General features: G+C 36.2%; 12 protein-coding genes. 10 read left to right on the top strand and 2 right to left on the bottom strand.

Going from position 1 to position 18,015, the window contains the following annotated elements; genetic code table 11:
• Positions 1 to 45 precede the first annotated feature (45 nt).
• The 4 genes from ABEB31_RS15225 to nagB all read left to right on the top strand — a co-directional run bounded on the left by ABEB31_RS15225 (position 46) and on the right by nagB (position 6,637).
• On the top strand, positions 46 to 1,449 hold the full coding sequence (locus tag ABEB31_RS15225) for a glycine-rich domain-containing protein (protein ID WP_347052490.1): 1,404 nt from the start codon (positions 46 to 48) through the stop codon (positions 1,447 to 1,449).
• A 290-nt stretch (positions 1,450 to 1,739) separates the two neighbouring features.
• Positions 1,740 to 2,297 (top strand): YdeI/OmpD-associated family protein, encoded by a 558-nt coding sequence (locus ABEB31_RS15230; protein WP_347052491.1) that lies wholly within the window; start codon positions 1,740 to 1,742, stop codon positions 2,295 to 2,297.
• Positions 2,298 to 2,486: 189 nt separating this feature from the next.
• On the top strand, positions 2,487 to 4,580 hold the full coding sequence (locus tag ABEB31_RS15235) for an alpha-L-fucosidase (RefSeq protein ID WP_347052492.1): 2,094 nt from the start codon (positions 2,487 to 2,489) through the stop codon (positions 4,578 to 4,580).
• A 143-nt stretch (positions 4,581 to 4,723) separates the two neighbouring features.
• Entirely contained in the window at positions 4,724 to 6,637 is a 1,914-nt protein-coding gene (nagB, locus tag ABEB31_RS15240; protein WP_347052493.1) for a glucosamine-6-phosphate deaminase, read from the top strand.
• 456 nt (positions 6,638 to 7,093) lie between these two features.
• On the opposite strand, the gene ABEB31_RS15245 is transcribed toward nagB, so the two are convergent.
• Positions 7,094 to 7,807: a LytR/AlgR family response regulator transcription factor gene (locus ABEB31_RS15245; RefSeq protein WP_347052494.1), complete on the bottom strand. Its 714-nt coding sequence runs from the start codon at positions 7,805 to 7,807 to the stop codon at positions 7,094 to 7,096.
• Between the two features lie 71 nt (positions 7,808 to 7,878).
• Positions 7,879 to 8,937: a sensor histidine kinase gene (locus ABEB31_RS15250; protein WP_347052495.1), complete on the bottom strand. Its 1,059-nt coding sequence runs from the start codon at positions 8,935 to 8,937 to the stop codon at positions 7,879 to 7,881.
• Between the two features lie 130 nt (positions 8,938 to 9,067).
• On the opposite strand from ABEB31_RS15250, the gene ABEB31_RS15255 reads away from it, so the two are divergent.
• From ABEB31_RS15255 to ABEB31_RS15280, 6 genes are all read left to right on the top strand, one after another.
• A complete protein-coding gene (locus tag ABEB31_RS15255) occupies positions 9,068 to 11,305 on the top strand; it encodes a GH92 family glycosyl hydrolase (RefSeq protein ID WP_347052496.1) in 2,238 nt (745 codons plus the stop codon).
• Between the two features lie 22 nt (positions 11,306 to 11,327).
• Complete coding sequence (locus tag ABEB31_RS15260; RefSeq protein ID WP_347052497.1) at positions 11,328 to 13,205, top strand: sodium:solute symporter family protein; 1,878 nt, start codon at positions 11,328 to 11,330, stop codon at positions 13,203 to 13,205.
• 365 nt (positions 13,206 to 13,570) lie between these two features.
• A complete protein-coding gene (locus tag ABEB31_RS15265) occupies positions 13,571 to 14,536 on the top strand; it encodes a glycoside hydrolase family 130 protein (RefSeq protein WP_347052498.1) in 966 nt (321 codons plus the stop codon).
• Between the two features lie 6 nt (positions 14,537 to 14,542).
• Positions 14,543 to 15,610 (top strand): carbohydrate-binding family 9-like protein, encoded by a 1,068-nt coding sequence (locus tag ABEB31_RS15270; RefSeq protein WP_347052499.1) that lies wholly within the window; start codon positions 14,543 to 14,545, stop codon positions 15,608 to 15,610.
• Positions 15,585 to 16,703 carry a putative glycoside hydrolase gene (locus ABEB31_RS15275; protein ID WP_347052500.1) on the top strand — a complete coding sequence of 373 codons (1,119 nt, stop codon included), beginning with the start codon at positions 15,585 to 15,587 and terminating at the stop codon, positions 16,701 to 16,703. The genes ABEB31_RS15270 and ABEB31_RS15275 overlap by 26 nt, the downstream gene beginning before the upstream one ends.
• A gap of 90 nt (positions 16,704 to 16,793) precedes the next feature.
• Positions 16,794 to 17,813: an isoaspartyl peptidase/L-asparaginase family protein gene (locus ABEB31_RS15280; protein ID WP_347052501.1), complete on the top strand. Its 1,020-nt coding sequence runs from the start codon at positions 16,794 to 16,796 to the stop codon at positions 17,811 to 17,813.
• Positions 17,814 to 18,015: the final 202 nt, after the last annotated feature.

Genomic DNA, 18,015 nt, shown 5'->3' on the forward strand with positions numbered 1-18,015 from the left:
TTTGGATTTAACTTGATTTTTTATAACTAAAATATAAGTGATTTTATGAATAAAACACTTTGGGAAAAAGCTTTAGCATTTAGTTTTGATCATCCAAAAGATCAATATGGATTTTCGACAAGACTGGCATTAGAAAATCATTGGACTGTTAATTTCACTCAAAGCGCCATAGTCGAATATAAAAAATTCATGTTCCTGGCTGCGACCAATAACGAAATGGTTTCGCCTTCTGAAATTGTAGATATTGTTTGGCATGAACATCTAATTTTTACAAATTCGTATACCGATTTTTGCTCACTTTTAGGAAAGAGAATTGAGCATATTCCATCGACACATAGCCGATCTGAATTTGATAAGTTTCAAATTGCAAAAGAGCGAACAAAAGAACTTTACGAACTTAATTTTGGACCACAGCCACAAGAAGTTTGGCATTATAGTAACGAACTTGATTCTTTCAATCTGGAGAAAAGTAAATATGAGATTAAAAAGCTTAGTAAAGGTTTTTTAAAATATACATTCGTACTGTCTTTTCCAGTTTGTTTCCTGATTTCTTTTATACTGATAAGAATAAACAACCCTAATTTTATTATAGGATATCTTTTGTTGTTTTTAGCTGGATTTCTGTTTGTAAAATGGTATGTCACAAAAGGTCTTAAAGATTTGCATACTAAAATACAGGCAAACGTCATTTTAAAAAACCTTACCGCATTGGAATTGGTTTATTTCAAGGAAAATAGTTTAGATGCTGTCATTCACGGTGTAGTCAATAATTTGATTGAGAATAATAAAATCCAAATTTTAGCGAATAAGAGATTACAGTTAATTAATGGAAATTTGGGTGATAATCCATATGAAAACTGCGTGATAGAAATTATGAAGGATTTCGAGCCAATGCCTTACAAACAATTATGCTATAACGTGAGGCAGAAACCTATTTTTGAACAGCTGCAAAAAGCCATTGACAGGATAAAAGAGAGAATTATAGCATCCAGACAGTTTACCAATATGATAATTGTTGCTATGGTCACTTTAGGTGGTTTATTAAGTATTGGATTCAGCAGACTATTTATGGGAATTTGGCGAGATAAACCCATTGTTTATTTAGCCATTGCATTGCTTCCTTTGTTGGCGGTTTCGATGTATTATATAAATCAGTTATTAAATTTACTGTTTGTAGACATCATACCAGCTTCTTTTAAAGCGGCGATTTTAGATAGAAAAGAAAGTGAAAGAGATTGGCAATGGAGCTATTTTCTTTATGGAACTGCTGCGCTTTCAACCGCTTTTATTCCAATAACCGGTTTTGTAGCACCAAATTCTTCCAGTGATTATTTCAGCAATTCGACTTCTGGTGATTCAGGTTCCGGTGGCTCGTCGGGTGGAAGCTCGTGTGGGAGTTCCTGCGGTTCTTCCTGTGGAAGTTCTTGTGGAGGTTGTGGTGGTGATTAAAACAATTATTTTGAAAGATTTTTAACCATACAAATCTTAAATCAATTCAAGTTTTAGCTTAATTGAACTTATATAACTTATATGCTGTAATTTTTATCCGTATTTCCAACATAGCCCATGGTTTTAACCGTGGGAAACTAAACGTGATATTGCATGCGTTCTCACGGTTAAAACCGGGGGCTATTTTTTTAGCATCTTATTTATAATTTAATTTTTTATTTTTAAACTTTGAGACTTCGCTCCCGATAATTATCGGGATTGCGAGATTCTTTTTATATTTATACAAAAAAATGAAACCTACTTTCTTTGCAGATCAAAACGACTTCAGAAAATGGCTTGAGATAAACCATCAAAAAGAAAAAGAACTTTTGGTTGGTTTTTATAAAGTCAATAGCAAGAAACCTTCAATGAGCTGGTCAGAATCTGTAGATCAGGCGCTTTGTTTTGGCTGGATTGACGGTGTTCGTAAATCTATTGACGAAGAAAGTTATACCATTCGTTTTACGCCCAGAAAAACTTCAAGTATCTGGAGTGCTATTAATATCCAAAAAATGGAAGATTTAACTAAAGCCGGTTTAATGACTGATGCCGGTTTAAAAGCTTTCAGTTTTAGAACCGAAAATAAATCCAAAATTTATTCCCACGAAAAAGAACCCGTTCCGCTTGATGGGTCTTACGAGAAACAATTTAAAGCGAATAAAACGGCATGGGATTTTTTTGAGAAGCAGGCACCTTCGTACAAAAAAGTCATGATACATTGGATTATGAGTGCGAAGCAGGAGAAAACACGTCAATCGAGATTAGAGAAAACGATTAGCGAAAGCGAAAAACAGAAAAGAATTTTGTAAACTATTCTAAATGAAATTTCAAATTGTTGAACAGTTTGTTTGGAAAATGGGATATCTAGTATGCAAGATTAAATTTATTATCCGGACTATTTCGAAAACTGTCTTAAATCTGTCATTGGTCGAAATTCTTTAGATCGCAATCTTTAATTCTATTACATTTATGGTTTAGACTAATTTAAGTAAACCACAATGAAAAACATTTTCCTTTCGCTTTGTCTTTTAGGCGTTTTATCGAGCAGTTTTAGTCAGGAATTACCAAATGCGCCAAAACCTTTTGGGCCGCTTCCGACGCAGAAACAAATCGATTGGCAGGAAATGGAATTCTACGCTTTTGTACATTTTTCGTTAAATACATTTACCAATAAAGAATGGGGTTACGGCGACGAATCTCCGGAACTTTTTAATCCGACAAATTTAGACGTTCGTCAGTGGGCGCGCGTGGTTAAGGAAGCCGGTATGAAAGGAATTATTCTGGTTGCTAAACATCACGACGGATTTTGCTTGTGGCCGTCGGCGTATACGGAACGTTCGGTTAAGAATTCGCCCTGGGAAAATGGAAAGGGAGATCTGGTCAAAGAATTGGCTGCAGCCTGCAAAGAATACGATTTAAAATTAGGATTATATCTTTCGCCTTGGGACAGAAATCATCCACAATATGGAAAACCGGAATATGTTACCTATTTTAGAAATCAGCTGAAAGAATTACTGACCAATTATGGTGATGTTTTCGAAATGTGGTTTGACGGTGCAAACGGTGGCGACGGCTATTATGGCGGTGCAAACGAAACCAGAAAAATCAACACTCTTACGTATTATAATTGGGATGAAACTTATAAAATGATTTACGACTTAGCTCCAAAAACTTTAGTTTGGGGCGTTGGTCCTTCTGAAGCGAGATGGATTGGAAATGAAGAAGGACGTGCCGGCAAAACCAATTGGTCATTATTGCGCCAAAAAGATGAACTGGCTGGAAAAGTACATTATACCGAATTTATGTCGGGCCACGAAGACGGGGAGAAGTGGGTTCCGGGAGAAGCCGATGTCTCCATTAGACCGGGGTGGTTTTATCATTCGGTTGAAGATGATAAAGTGCGTTCGCTGGACGAAATGGTTGATATTTATTACGAGTCGATTGGACGAAATGCAACTTTATTACTGAATCTTCCTGTTGACAGACGCGGACTGATTCATGAAAATGATGAAACGCGACTAAAAGAATTGGTGGCAACTATTAAAGCCGATTTCCAAACAGAACTATTAGCAGCAACAAATGTTCAGGCATCAAACATAAGAGCAACAGATTCTAATTTTGGACCTCAAAATGTGATTGATGGAAATAAAAATACGTATTGGGCAACCGATGATAAAGTAAAAGAAGCTTCAATTGAATTTACGTTTAAAAAACCAACAGAATTTAATAGAATTCTGCTTCAGGAATATATTAAACTGGGACAAAGGGTAAAATCTTTTTCTGTTGAAGCAAATGTAAACGGACAATGGAAAACTATTGCCAATGAAACTACGATTGGATACAAAAGAATTCTCCGTTTAGAACGAGTTAGGGCTTCAGCTCTGAGAATTAATATTATGGATGCAAAAGCCGGTTTTGTAATTCATACCATCGAAGCGTATAATGCGCCGACTTTTGTTAAAGAACCTCAGATCCGGAGAGATAAAAATGGTCTGGTCACGATTAAATCAGAATTGGGGACTGCTGTTTATTATTCGCTTGACGGAAAAAATCCTACGGAAAAAAGTACCCTTTATAAAGCTCCGTTTACTTATAATAAAGCGGTAGAAATTAAAGCGATTGCCAGAAATCTGAAAGAGAAAATCAATAGTGCCGTAAAGTCAGCTAAATATGGTGTTTCTAAAGAAAAATGGAAAGTGGTCTCGGTTTCAGACGGAGACAGTAAACTGGCGGAAAGAATTATTGACGGCGATGCCAATACCGATTGGGGATTTGGAAATGACCAAAATAAATTACCGCAAACAGTCATTATTGATATGGGCGAATTAGTCCGTATTAAAGGTTTTACGTATACGCCACAACAAGTTGGTAACAATCTGAATCTAATTTCGAATTATGAATTCTACACCAGTATAGATAATTTTTACTGGGATAAACAATCAGAGGGAGAATTTTCTAATATCAAACATAATCCAATTGAGCAATTTAAGAGTTTTACTGCAGTAAAAGCAAGATTTTTGAAATTTGTAGCTACAGCAGGGTTAGGAAAATCACAAAGTGTTTCGATTGCTGAAATTAATGTTATGGAATAAAATCTTTTTTTCCTGTTGATAAAATAGCTTATACCTACTAATTTGTCTTTTGCCGAAGCGCAGTCGTTATTAGTCGAATTTTTGATAGTTGGAGGCAATTAAATTCTACTTTTAACATACATTAATTAAATGGTCAAAGGCAAATGATTAAAGAAGACATTGGTTTTAGAGAAGCAGGAAAGTTTGAAGAAACTCGTTTTGAGAAAATTCACAATGTCATTTTCGAATCGTCTGAAGAAGCTTCTTTTTTGGTTGCACAGGAAATTGCCAATTTGATTCAGAGAAAAAATGAGCTGAACGAACCATGCGTTTTAGGTTTAGCGACAGGCTCTTCGCCAATTAAAGTATACGAAGAACTGGTGAGAATGCACAAAGAAGAAGGTCTTAATTTTGAAAACGTTGTGACCTTCAATTTAGATGAATATTATCCGATGGATAAAAATGATATTCAGAGTTATTATCATTTTATGCACGAGCATTTATTCGATCATGTCAACATTCAGCCTAAAAATATCAACATTCCGGATGGACAGGTAAGTGCGGAGGAATTACAACAATATTGCATTGATTATGAAATGAAAATCAAGTCGTACGGCGGATTGGATTTTCAGCTTCTCGGAATTGGAAGAACGGGTCATATTGGTTTTAATGAACCGGGTTCTCACGTTAATTCGGGAACTAGAAGTATTACACTGGATCATTTAACCAGAGTCGATGCGGCATCTTCTTTTTTAGGAATTGACAATGTGCCGAGAAAAGCCATTACTATGGGAATCGGTACGGTTAGAAATGCAAAAAGAATTGTTTTGCTGGGATGGGGAATCAGCAAGGCGGGAATCATAAAAAAAACTATTGAAGGAGAAGTTTCTTCACGAGTGCCTGCGACGTATCTGCAGGAGCATAACAACACAACATTTGTTCTGGACACAGAAGCATCGTCTGAACTGACACGAGTTAAAACGCCCTGGCTGGTTAAATCGGTAGTTTGGACAGACGAATTAAAACTGAAGGCGGTGGCCTGGTTAAGCGAATTGACCAAAAAGCCGTTTCTTAAACTTACTGATAAAGATTATAACGACAGCGGAATGTCGAGTCTTTTGACTGAAGAAGGCACTGCATACGATTTGAACATTAAGATGTTTAATAAAATGCAACAAACAATCACTGGCTGGCCGGGCGGAAAACCAAACGCAGATGATACTTACAGACCGGAACGTTCCACACCGGAAAGAAAAAGGATCATTATTTTCAGCCCGCACCCAGATGATGATGTGATATCGATGGGTGGAACATTTGACCGCCTTGTAGATCAGGGACATGATGTTCATGTTGCGTATCAGACTTCTGGAAATATCGCGGTTTCGAATGAAGAAGCGTTAAAATTTGCAGAAATTTCGAAAGCACTGAATCCTGATTCGGATGTTGCTGATGAAATTATTAATTTCTTAAAGAACAGAACCGGGAACGAAATAGATTCTTTAGAAGTCAGAAAATTAAAAGGATTAATAAGAAGAAGCGAATCTCACGCCGCAACGCGTTATTTAGGTTTGGCAGATTCTAATGTAAACTTTTTAGATTTACCGTTTTACGAAACGGGAACGGTTAAAAAGAATAATCTTTCGGATGCAGATATCAACATTATGTGTGATATTATTGAAAGAATAAAACCGCATCAAATTTATGCCGCCGGAGATCTGGCAGATCCGCATGGCACTCATAAAGTCTGTTTAGACAGTTTGTTTGAAGCTTTAAAAAGATTAAAACACAACTCATTTATGGAAGACTGTTGGGTTTGGTTGTACAGAGGCGCATGGCATGAATGGGAATCGTACCAAATTGACATGGCAGTACCAATGAGTCCTGATCAGGTTTTAAAGAAACGACATGCTATTTTTTATCACCAGTCTCAAAAAGACGGTGTTATGTTTCAGGGCGATGACAGCAGGGAGTTTTGGGTACGTGTTGAAGACAGAAACAGATTGACTGCAGAAAAATACCACAACTTAGGATTAGCAGATTATTCGGCCATTGAGGCGTTTAAGCGTTATCATTTTTAGTGATTTTTGCAGCAATAAAGATAATAGACTATTTCATGGTTTATTTTGGTTAGTTACCTATAATTGAGAGAAAATGCGGTCGTGGTTGGCCGCATTTTCGTTTTTTATTAGTTTTTACTGCAAAGATTTCTTTACCGCAAAGAGCGCTAAGGTTTCGCAAAGTTTCTTTTTAGGAATGCCACGAAGGCGCAAGGACACAAAGGTTTTTCTTATTTCTGTCAGGCTGAGCGGAGTCGAAGCCCACGTAAGAAGCTCTACAAAGATTGATGACTTTATATGCAATTACTAACGTGGGCTTCGACTCGCTCAGTCGGACAAACACGGTGACAAACTTTGTGTCTCAGTAAACTGGCTTCGACTCCGCTCAGCCTGACAAATTAGGCGTAAAAAAAAAGGTTCGCAAAGCTTAAAAATAAAACTTTGCGAACTTTGCGTAATTCTTTGCGCTCTTTGCGGTTAAATAGACGAATTCAAAATTTTCTGTTTTACTTCATCAATATAAGATCTTCCGATAACGTATCTAAGACCTTCAATTTCAATGCTGTTCCCTTCAACGGCATCAATTTTGTCAATCGCAATGGTGTAGGATCTGTGGATTCTGATAAAATCTCTTTCGGGTAATAAACTCGTAAAGTCAGATAAAGTACTGTGAATGATAAACTTTCCCGAAGTGGTGCTGATTTTTAGGTAATCCTTTAAACTTTCAATGACCAGAATTTCATTCAGAAAAATCTTTTTCATCTTCTTTTTATCGATTTTCACAAAGATAAAAGCGTTTTCTTTACTGTTTTCCGTCGGTGTTTTAGTATTTGTATTAAGACGCTTGTTGATTTTATTGACTGCTTTCATCAAACGTGGAAACTCAATTGGTTTTACGAGATAATCCAAAACATCAAGTTCATACGTTTCTATGGCAAATTGATCGTAAGCGCTTGTAATGACTAATAATGGCGGATTTTCTAAACTTTTAATAAAATTAATACCGTCCAGAACAGGCATGTTTATGTCCAGAAAAATTACATCGATTGTGTTGTTCTTTAAAAAATTAAGACCTTCAATAGAATTACTGAAAGTATTGATTAATTCTAATTCTTCAATCTGCTCAATATAATTTTTAATAACGTTTATTGCCAATGGCTCATCATCGATAACTAAACACTTTATTTTCATTTTTTTATGTAATATTATTTAGGCCGGTAAAGATTTTGTAGGTATAGTATGAGAAAAAGTTAAAACGTGGACTACGTGACTTTTATAACTAGTTTGACGACAAAAATATTCTTTTTATTTTTAAATGAAAGCTTATAGTCACTTTTATTATATCCTAATTCCAGTCTTTTTTTGACATTTTCAATACCTATACCACTTGCCTTGTTAAAATTATCTTTATGTACGGTAAATTCTGGTGTTGGGTTTGAAATAGAGAAATATAGAAAATCTCCTTTTACCTTAAAATTTATATCAATAAGCACATTTCCGGTGTTTTTATTTACACCATGTTTAAAAGCGTTTTCTACAAAAGTCAGCAACAGAACAGGTGAAATTTCCTTGTCGTGTATATCGCCTGAGATAGACATATTAACTTCAAGACGTTCTCCGTTTCTAATTCGTTCCAGATCAAGGTAATTCTGGATACACATAATTTCATTTTCCAGACTTTGCTTTTTTCCTTTTGTTTCATACAACATATAACGCATTAATTCTGAAAGTTTTAAAACTATTTTAGGCGTTTTATTTGATTTTTCTACAGAAAGCGAATAAATATTATTTAAGGTATTAAAGAAAAAATGCGGAGAAATCTGTGATTTCAAAAAGAGTAATTCGGTTTCTAACTGCGATTTTTCCAGATCGGTAACCCTTCTTTGTTCTTTTAAAAAATCTAACGTAATTTTAATCGCAGTCACAAACGTCATTACATATAATTCGCCCATCATCATATCTATAGTATAATTTAGGGTTAATTCGTTAATAGTCTGCGGACCTTCCGGCCAGACATCGTGTGTGATTAATAAATAGGTAAGATTAAATTTAATGACAACCATTATAAAAATGGCAGACAAAACGCTTACTATATAAAGGAAGTATTTTTTTCGATAAACCAAAAAAGGCATCAAAACCAAAATATTCAGATAACACAACGCCATGTGAATAGGAAAGCCCAGCAAAGTTGTTTTTAATGAATAGACATAATCGTTAAAATAGCTTCCCCAGCGGAAAGTGTTAAACAAAAAATAGGTAAGCCAAAAGTAAACATGGTAACGAATAGGAAGGCTGTATGGTTTATTTGAATTAAAAATCATATGGGTAATTTAAAATGTCGTTTGTTACTGTTTTTTGATGTTTAGGGCTGTTTAAATGTCGTCCGTCTAAAAATATTTTGGTAAAAGTTGAATTTATCTAAATTTAAAGTTAAATTAATATTGTTTTGATATGAGGAAAATTACACTGCTCTCTCTAACGGTAATTTTTATTGCAAGTTGCAAAATAAATGTAGATAAAAACAAAGATCGACAAAGTTTTGCAACAAATTATGTAGATCCTTTCATAGGCACCGGCGGTCACGGACATACGTATCCGGGTGCTACGGTTCCTTTTGGAATGCTACAGGTGAGTCCGGATAACGGAATTTCGAGTTGGGACTGGTGTTCCGGCTACCATTATTCAGATTCGATTGTCTCAGGTTTTAGTCATTTACATTTAAGCGGAACAGGAATCGGTGATTTGGCAGATATATTATTTATGCCAACAAACAAAAAGTTAGACTTAACCGCCAAAGCCGCTTCACGCGATTTCCTTCCGTATAAATCAAAATATAATCATGCTAACGAAAAAGCAATACCGGGCTATTACCAGGTTTTTCTTGAAGATCCTAAAATCAATGTAGAATTAACCTCTACACAAAGAACAGCATATCATAAGTATACCTATAATAATAACGACATTCAATCTGTGGTTGTCGATTTAGGTTTTGCCATTAACTGGGATAAAGCGACAAAAACTTCGATAAAAATTGAAGATGAAAATACAATCAGCGGTTTTCGTTACAGTACAGGCTGGGCAAAAAATCAAAAAGTATTTTTTGTAGCAAAATTTTCCAAGCCTATTACAGAATCTATTTTAACGAATGATAAAAAAGTAGTTTCCGCTAAAAACGCAGAAGGAGAAAACACCGCATTACAATTGTTCTTCGATGCTAAAAATTCTAAACAATTAAATGTAAAAGTGGCACTTTCTTCGGTTAGTATCGCTAATGCGAAAGATAATTTAGATAAAGATCGGGAATTTGAAAAAGTAAAAACCGATGCGTCTGCACTTTGGAATAAAGCTTTAAGCAAAATTACGGTTGAAACGCCTGTAGATTCTTTAAAAACAATTTTCTACACTGCTTTATATCACGCTCAGGTTGCGCCGGTAACGTACAGCGATAAAAACGGTCAGTTTAGAACAGAAGATGATAAAATTGTAACGGCAAAAGACTATACTGCGTATTCTACTTTGTCTCTTTGGGATACTTTTAGAGCAGAAAATCCTTTATTGACGATTTTAGAACCGACAAAAGTTTCTGATCTGATAAATTCTATGTTAACATATTATGAAACCAAAAAGATCCTTCCGGTCTGGACTTTATATGCAAATGAAACCAACACGATGACAGGATATCATTCGATTCCTGTTATTGCAGATGCTTATTTAAAAGGTATAAAAGGTTTTGATGCAGAAAAAGCTTTTGAAGCGATGAAAGCCACCATGATGCAGGACGAACGTGGTTTAAATTTCTATAAAAAATACGGTTACATTCCGTACAACTTATTAGACGAATCAGTTACTATTACTTTAGAATATGCTTATGACGATTGGTGCGTGGCTCAAATGGCAAAAGCATTAGGCAAACAAGCTGATTATGAGTTTTTCTCTAAAAGATCAAAAGCATACGAATATCTGTTTGATTCGAAATCCGGTTTTATGAGAGGAAAATCGGAAGATGGAAAATCCTGGAACGAACCTTTCGATCCAAAACATTCCAACCACAGAGCGCATACCGATTACACAGAAGGAAATGCATGGCAGCACAGCTGGTTTGTGCCTCATGATGTTGATAATGTTATTAAGCTTCATGGCGGAAATGCCTCTTTTACAAAACGTTTAGAGCAGTTGTTTACAGAAAGTTCAGAAATTACAGGAAATAATGTTTCAGCAGATATTTCAGGATTAATCGGGCAATACGCACACGGAAATGAACCGAGCCATCATATAGCGTATATGTTCAACCATGCCAAACAGCCATGGAGAACACAATATTGGGTGCGTCATATATTAGATACGCAATACAATACAACCGCAAACGGATTGAGCGGAAACGAAGACTGCGGACAAATGTCAGCTTGGTATGTGTTCAGTTCTATGGGATTATACCCTATGAATCCTGCCTCAGGTGACTACGAAATTGGAAGTCCGATTTTTGAGAAATCAACCTTAAATCTTCCAAACGGAAAAACCTTTGTGATTGAGGCAGAAAATGTTTCAAAACAAAACTTCTATATCCAATCGGCAACCTTAAACGGAAAACCATTTAATAAAACAGCAATTTCTCATCAGGAAATGCAAAACGGCGGCGTACTTCATTTTGTAATGGGAGCACAGCCAAACCAAAACTGGGGAATAAACTAACTAACTCAAAATAAATATATTAATGAACATTATTGACGTATCAATCATTTTAATCTATATCGTACTCTCGGTGGGTATAGGAATCTGGATTTCAAGAAAAGCATCTAAAGGTTTAGATGATTATTTTCTGGGCGGAAAATCGATCAAATGGTATTTTTTGGGGTTGAGTAACGGCTCGGGGATGTTTGATGTTTCGGGAACTTCCTGGATGATTGGCGTGCTATTTTTATACGGCGTAAAAAGTTTCATGTTTATGTGGCTTTGGCCAATTTGGAATCAGATTTTCGTTATGATGTTCCTTGCAGTCTGGATCAGAAGATCGAAAGTAATGACAGGTTCTGAATGGATTTTAACCCGTTTTGGAAGTGATAAAGCAGGAAAAGCTTCTCATATTATTGTGGCCATTTTTGCTATTATTTCGACAATAGGTTTTATCGCTTATTTCTTTGTCGGTATCGGAAAATTTGTAACCATTATTCTGCCATGGGATTTAACAGTTTACATGAACGATGCTGTTTTTCTAACTTCAGAACAGGCTTATGCATTGTTAATCATTTTCTTAACTACGATTTATACCGTTAAAGGAGGGATGTTTTCTGTGGTGGCGACAGAAGTAGTGCAATATGTAATTATGATTATCGCCGGAGTTTTGATTGCAGGTTATGCTTTTATTAATTACACAGATATTCAGATTAATTCGGTTATTACACCCGAATGGAAAAATGTTTTCTTTGGATGGGAATTTGAAACACAATGGGGCGATAAATTCGAAACTTTCAACAGATTAATTGATACAGAAGGTTATAAAATGTTCGGTGCTTTTATCGGAATGACACTTTTCAAAGGTTTCTTCGCGAGTGTTGCAGGACCAACTCCAAGTTACGATTTACAGCGTGTTTTATCTACCAAATCGGTTAAGGAAGCGGCTTATATGAGTGGTTTTACCAACCTGATTTTATTTATACCAAGATATTTATTAATTACAGGAATCGTCGTTATTGCTTTAGTCAATTTAGCGCCGGAATTAAATGCCAATGTTAATTTAACTGGTGCCGATTTAGAATTATTGATGCCAAAAGTGGTTAATCTTTATATCCCGGTAGGAATTAAAGGAATTCTTCTTGCAGGTTTACTGGCGGCTTTCATGTCTGGATTCTCCGCTTTCGTAAACGCCGGACCCGCTTATATCGTAAATGATATTTATAAAAAATACTTTAAACCAGTTGCTACGAATCAGCATTATATTAAGGTAAGTCAGATCTCGTCTTTTCTTGTTGTTGGCTTAGGGGTTTTCATGGGATTCTTCGCAGATTCGATTAACTCATTAACACTCTGGATTACAAGTGCATTGTATGGCGGTTACGTAGCAGCCAATTTCCTAAAATGGATTTGGTGGCGTTTTAACGGATGGGGCTATTTCTGGGGAATGGTCGGCGGATTAATTGCGGCTTCGCTTCAGTTTATTTTAGATCAGAGCAAAGGAAGTTTAACACTGGGAACGTTCCTGCATGATCTTTCGCAGGTGCCGTCGATTTATTTATTCCCTTTAATTTTCGGAATGTCAATTTTAGGCTGTCTTCTGGGAACGTATTTAAGTAAACCAACAGACATGAATGTGTTAAGATCTTTTTACGCAAATGTAAGACCTTGGGGATTCTGGGGACCCGTTTATAAATCGCTTAAAGCGGAAGATCAGTCTTTCCAGAAAAATAATGATTTCTATTTAGATATGATGAATTGTATTATCGGAATCGTTTGGCAGTCGAGTATGATCCTGCTTCCGATTTACTTCATCATAAGGGATTATCCAAAAGCATTAGTGGCTTTGGTTGTCTTTTTAGTGACTACGACAGTATTGAAGTTTACCTGGCTGGATAGAGTTAGGAAGATTGAAGAGTAGATTTTTAGGAGAGAGATTTTGAGAAGAAAGATTTTAGAAGCAAGAGGCAAGATTTCAGATTAGAGAAAATAGAATATAGAATATAGAATATAGATTTTAGAGTAAGGATATTTTCAACAGACGCTGTAAACGCACGATAGCTTTGTCAAAGTTTTAAACTTTGACAAAGCTTAATAAGATAGCGTTTTACAGTACAGTGTGTCATTCTGAGCGAAGTCGAAGAACCGCAAGAAACTCTGCAAAGATTGGCGAATTACTGGATGGATCTTCTAGCTGCCCTTCGACTTCGTTCAGGGTGACAAAACGTAAAACCACAAACCACAAACCACAAACAAAGAACAATAAACAATAAAAAAGATAAAAAAATGAGTACTATTCCTTGGCAAGACAGACCCGAAAACAGTAAAGATGTAATGTGGAGATATTCTGAGAATCCTATTATCGACAGATATGCGATTCCTACTTCAAACAGTATATTTAATAGTGCGGTAGTACCTTTTGGAGATGGATATGCCGGGGTTTTCAGATGTGATAATAAAGCGGTTCAGATGAATATTTTTGCTGGTTTCAGTAAAGACGGAATCAATTGGGATATCAACCACGAACCAATCGAGATGAAATCGGGAAATACAGAAATGATCGAATCGGCTTATAAATATGATCCGCGCGTTGTTTGGATCGAAGACCGTTACTGGATTACCTGGTGTAATGGTTACAACGGACCAACCATCGGAATTGGGTATACTTTCGATTTTAAAGAATTTTTCCAATGCGAAAATGCCTTTCTTCCTTTCAACAGAAACGGGGTTTTATTCCCTCAGAAAATAAATGGTAAATACGCCATGTTAAGTCGCCCAAGTGATAACGGACATACTCCTTTCGGAGATATCTGGATCAGCTACAGTCCGGACATGAAATATTGGGGCGAACACAGATTGGTAATGAAACCAAGTGCTTTCGAAAAAAGTGCGTGGCAGTGTACCAAAGTGGGAGCGGGACCTATTCCGATTTTAACAGAAGAAGGCTGGCTGATGATTTACCACGGCGTTATTAATACCTGCAACGGCTTCCGTTACGCAATGGGGTCAGCTTTGTTGGAAACAGATGCTCCGGATAAGGTAAAATACAGAACGCAGCCGTATTTACTAGGACCTGCAGAAACGTATGAAATGGTTGGAGATGTACCAAACGTAGTTTTCCCATGTGCAGCACTTCATGATTTTGAAGAAGATAAACTGGCAGTTTATTACGGAGCGGCAGATACTGCGGTTGCGATTGCTTTTGGGAAATTAAGTGAAGTAATTCAGTTTACAAAAGATAATAGTTTATAATAGAAGATGCATTGTAGAAGTAAATTATTGTCCCTTGCCGTATTCTTTGTTGGATTGGTGGGTTATGCGCAATCTGAAAAACAGGTTATACCAAAAAATTATATTGCGTATAAAACGTCAAAAGAAATTGTTATTGACGGCGATGAGTCAGATAAAGCCTGGGAAAAAGCATCCTGGACAACACCTTTTGTCGACATAGAAGGCGTTGAAACTCCAAAATACAAGACTCAGGTCAAAATGCTCTGGGACGATAATTACTACTATATTCTTGCTAAAATGGAGGAGCCTCACGTTTGGGCAAATCTAAAACAACGCGATACCATTATTTTTTATAATAATGATTTTGAGGTTTTTATCGATCCGGATAATGATACCCATAATTATTATGAATTAGAAATAAACGCTTTAAACACGGCTTGGGATTTATTCATCAATAAACCTTACCGCGAAAAAAATACCGTTCTAAACGACTGGAATATCGAGGGATTAAAATCGGCTGTAAAAGTTCACGGAACTTTAAATAATCCTTCAGATATTGATAAAGGCTGGAAATTAGAAATCGCCATTCCGTGGTCGGTTTATAAGACGTCTTATTTTGACAATATTGTTCCGAAAGATAAATTTTGGAAAGTCAATTTCTCACGTGTGAATTGGCAGCACGATATTGTAAACGGAAAATACGAACGTAAAAAAGATAAAGAAGGAAAATTTCTCCCAGAATACAATTGGGTTTGGTCGCCTATGGGAGTGATCAATATGCATGAGCCCGAAAAGTGGGCTTATGTATACTTCTCTTCAAAAGAAAGTGAAGATACATTTGCAATTCCGCAGGAAGAAAAAGTAAAATGGGAATTGTATACGTTGTATAGAGCTCAGAAAAGATATTTTGATAAGAATAAGACTTGGGCAAAATCCCTTCAAAATATCAATAAAAAAAATATAATTGTTGATGGAAAAGTGTTGAAACCGACATTAGAAAATCATTTATCCGGATTTAATATTGCTGTAAAAAGCCCTTTTTCAAACAAAACCTTAATAATTAAAGAAGATGGTAAAATTATTACGAAAGAATAAATTACAGAACCTTTCAAAAGTTATTGTTCTGGCGCTTTCGCTGAGTTTATTCTCTTGCGGACAAAAAGACACTAAAACAGAAGAGAGCGGAAAATTCAATTTCGGAGTCTGGACTACAGCCGACGCTAAAAAATCGGATGCAGATTATTCGAAAGAATTTAAAAAATACAAAGACGGCGGAATCGATGAAGTATTAATCAATACCAATACAGATCCGAAACTATTAGGAAGATTAGTGCCTTTAGCCCAAAAAGAAGGTTTAAAAGTTCACGCCTGGATTATGGCTATGAACCGCCCAAATGATTCTGTTGCATTACAGCATCCGGATTGGTATCAGGTGAGTAAAGAAGGAAAGTCTTGTTTTGATAACCGACCTTATGTAGATTATTACCAATGGCTTTGCCCGACTAAACAAGAATCGAGAAACCACGTTTTAGGTTTGGTTGAAGGTTTGGCAAAAGTAAAAGGAATTGAAAGCGTTCATTTAGATTACATTCGTTTTCCGGATATCTTTTTACCAATCAGTTTATTACCAAAATACAATCTGGTTCAGGATACAGAATTACCACAATTTGATTTCTGTTATTGTGACGCCTGCGTTTCTAAATTCGAAAAAGAACATCATAAAAATCCAAAAACAAGTCACAACACTTCGATTGATATGGAGTGGAAGAACTTCAGGTTAAATGCTGTAAAAGCAGTTGTCGACGATGCGTATAAAATTGCTCACAAACACAATGTAAAATTAACGGCAGCAGTTTTTCCTTATCCGGAAATGGCAGATCACATGGTACGCCAGCGTTGGGACAAATGGAATATTGACGAAGTTTATCCGATGATTTATCATAGTTTTTATGATGAAGAAATTGACTGGGTAGGTTACGCAACAAAACAAGGCGTTGCCGATTTAGAAGGAAAAGAAACCAAAATAAATACAGGAATTTATATTCCGGGATTAAAATCGGATGCCGAATTGAAAGAAGCCATTCTTCAGGCAAAGAAAAATGGCGCAACCGGCGTTTCATTTTTTGACGGAAATGCTTTATCAGAAAGTAATTTAAAGACAATAAAAGCAGTAAAAGCAAGCTTATAAGAGATTTTTCTCGGATTAAAATTATTTACGAAGTAAATTGCAGCATCAAGAATAATTTGATTTCTAAATGTTGAACCAAAAATAAACCACATGTCAAATAGAAGAGATTTTATCAGGAAAACAGCTTTGGGCACTTTGGCCGTAAGTTCTGTTTTAGGCGTAAGCGGATTTGCTGCAAATCATGAAAATGAAGTTGAAGAAATAAAAGAGAAAAAACAGCAGAAACCGGTCATAATTTCGACATGGAATCACGGTCTGCCTGCCAATAAAGAATCCTGGAAAAATTTAAAAGAAGGAAAATCTGCTTTAGATGCTATCGAAGCCGGAATGAAAATTCCTGAAGCAGATCCAAATGTAAGAAGCGTTGGTTACGGAGGATATCCGGATCGTGAAGGCAAAGTAACGCTGGATGCCTGTATAATGGATCACAACAGCAATTGCGGTTCTGTTTGTTTTCTACAAGGAATTAAACATCCCATTTCTGTAGCGAAAAGAGTTTTACAAAATACGCCTCACGTAATGCTGGCCGGACAAGGCGCTTTGCAATTCGCTTTAGCGGAAGGTTTTAAAGAAGAAAATTTACTGACTCCGGAATCTGAAAAAGACTGGAAAAAATGGCTGGAAGATTCTAAATACAAGCCAGTCATTAATATAGAAAATCACGACACCATAAGTATGCTAATGTTAGATAAAGACGGTAACCTTTCGGGAGGGTGCACCACCAGTGGTGCTGCCTGGAAGATGCACGGCCGCGTCGGTGACTCCCCAATAATCGGCGCGGGTCTTTTCCTGGATAACGAAGTTGGAGCAGCAGCTGCAACCGGTTTGGGTGAAGCAGTTATCAGAACTGCAGGCAGCGCAATGGTGGTCGAATTAATGCGTCAGGGAAAATCGCCTTATGATGCCTGCAAAGAAATTACGGAGCGTATTTACAACAAACACAAAAATCATAAAGATATGGAATACCTGCAAGTCGGTTTTATTGCTTTAAATAAAAACGGCGAATATGCAGGATACAGCTTGAGATCAGGATTTAATTTTGCTGTTTCAGATGACGTAAAAGGTCACAGAATGGAAGATGCAAAATTTAAAATGTCCTGGGACAAATAGTTAGTGCCTGAGCTTTGTCAAAGTTTTACAGCCTTGACAAAGTTTTTATTTATGACGTCAATTGATTATCAAACGTTTCCCAAGGTTGAAATCTCGGGCTATGTTTTAAAAGCAGAGGCAATAAAAATCAAATATAGCCAATGGTTTTAACCATTGAGACACAAATTTAATCCGCAATGTATTGTCATTTCGACTGAAAGGA

The organism is Flavobacterium olei (assembly GCF_039749035.1).
GTDB lineage: Bacteria > Bacteroidota > Bacteroidia > Flavobacteriales > Flavobacteriaceae > Flavobacterium > Flavobacterium olei.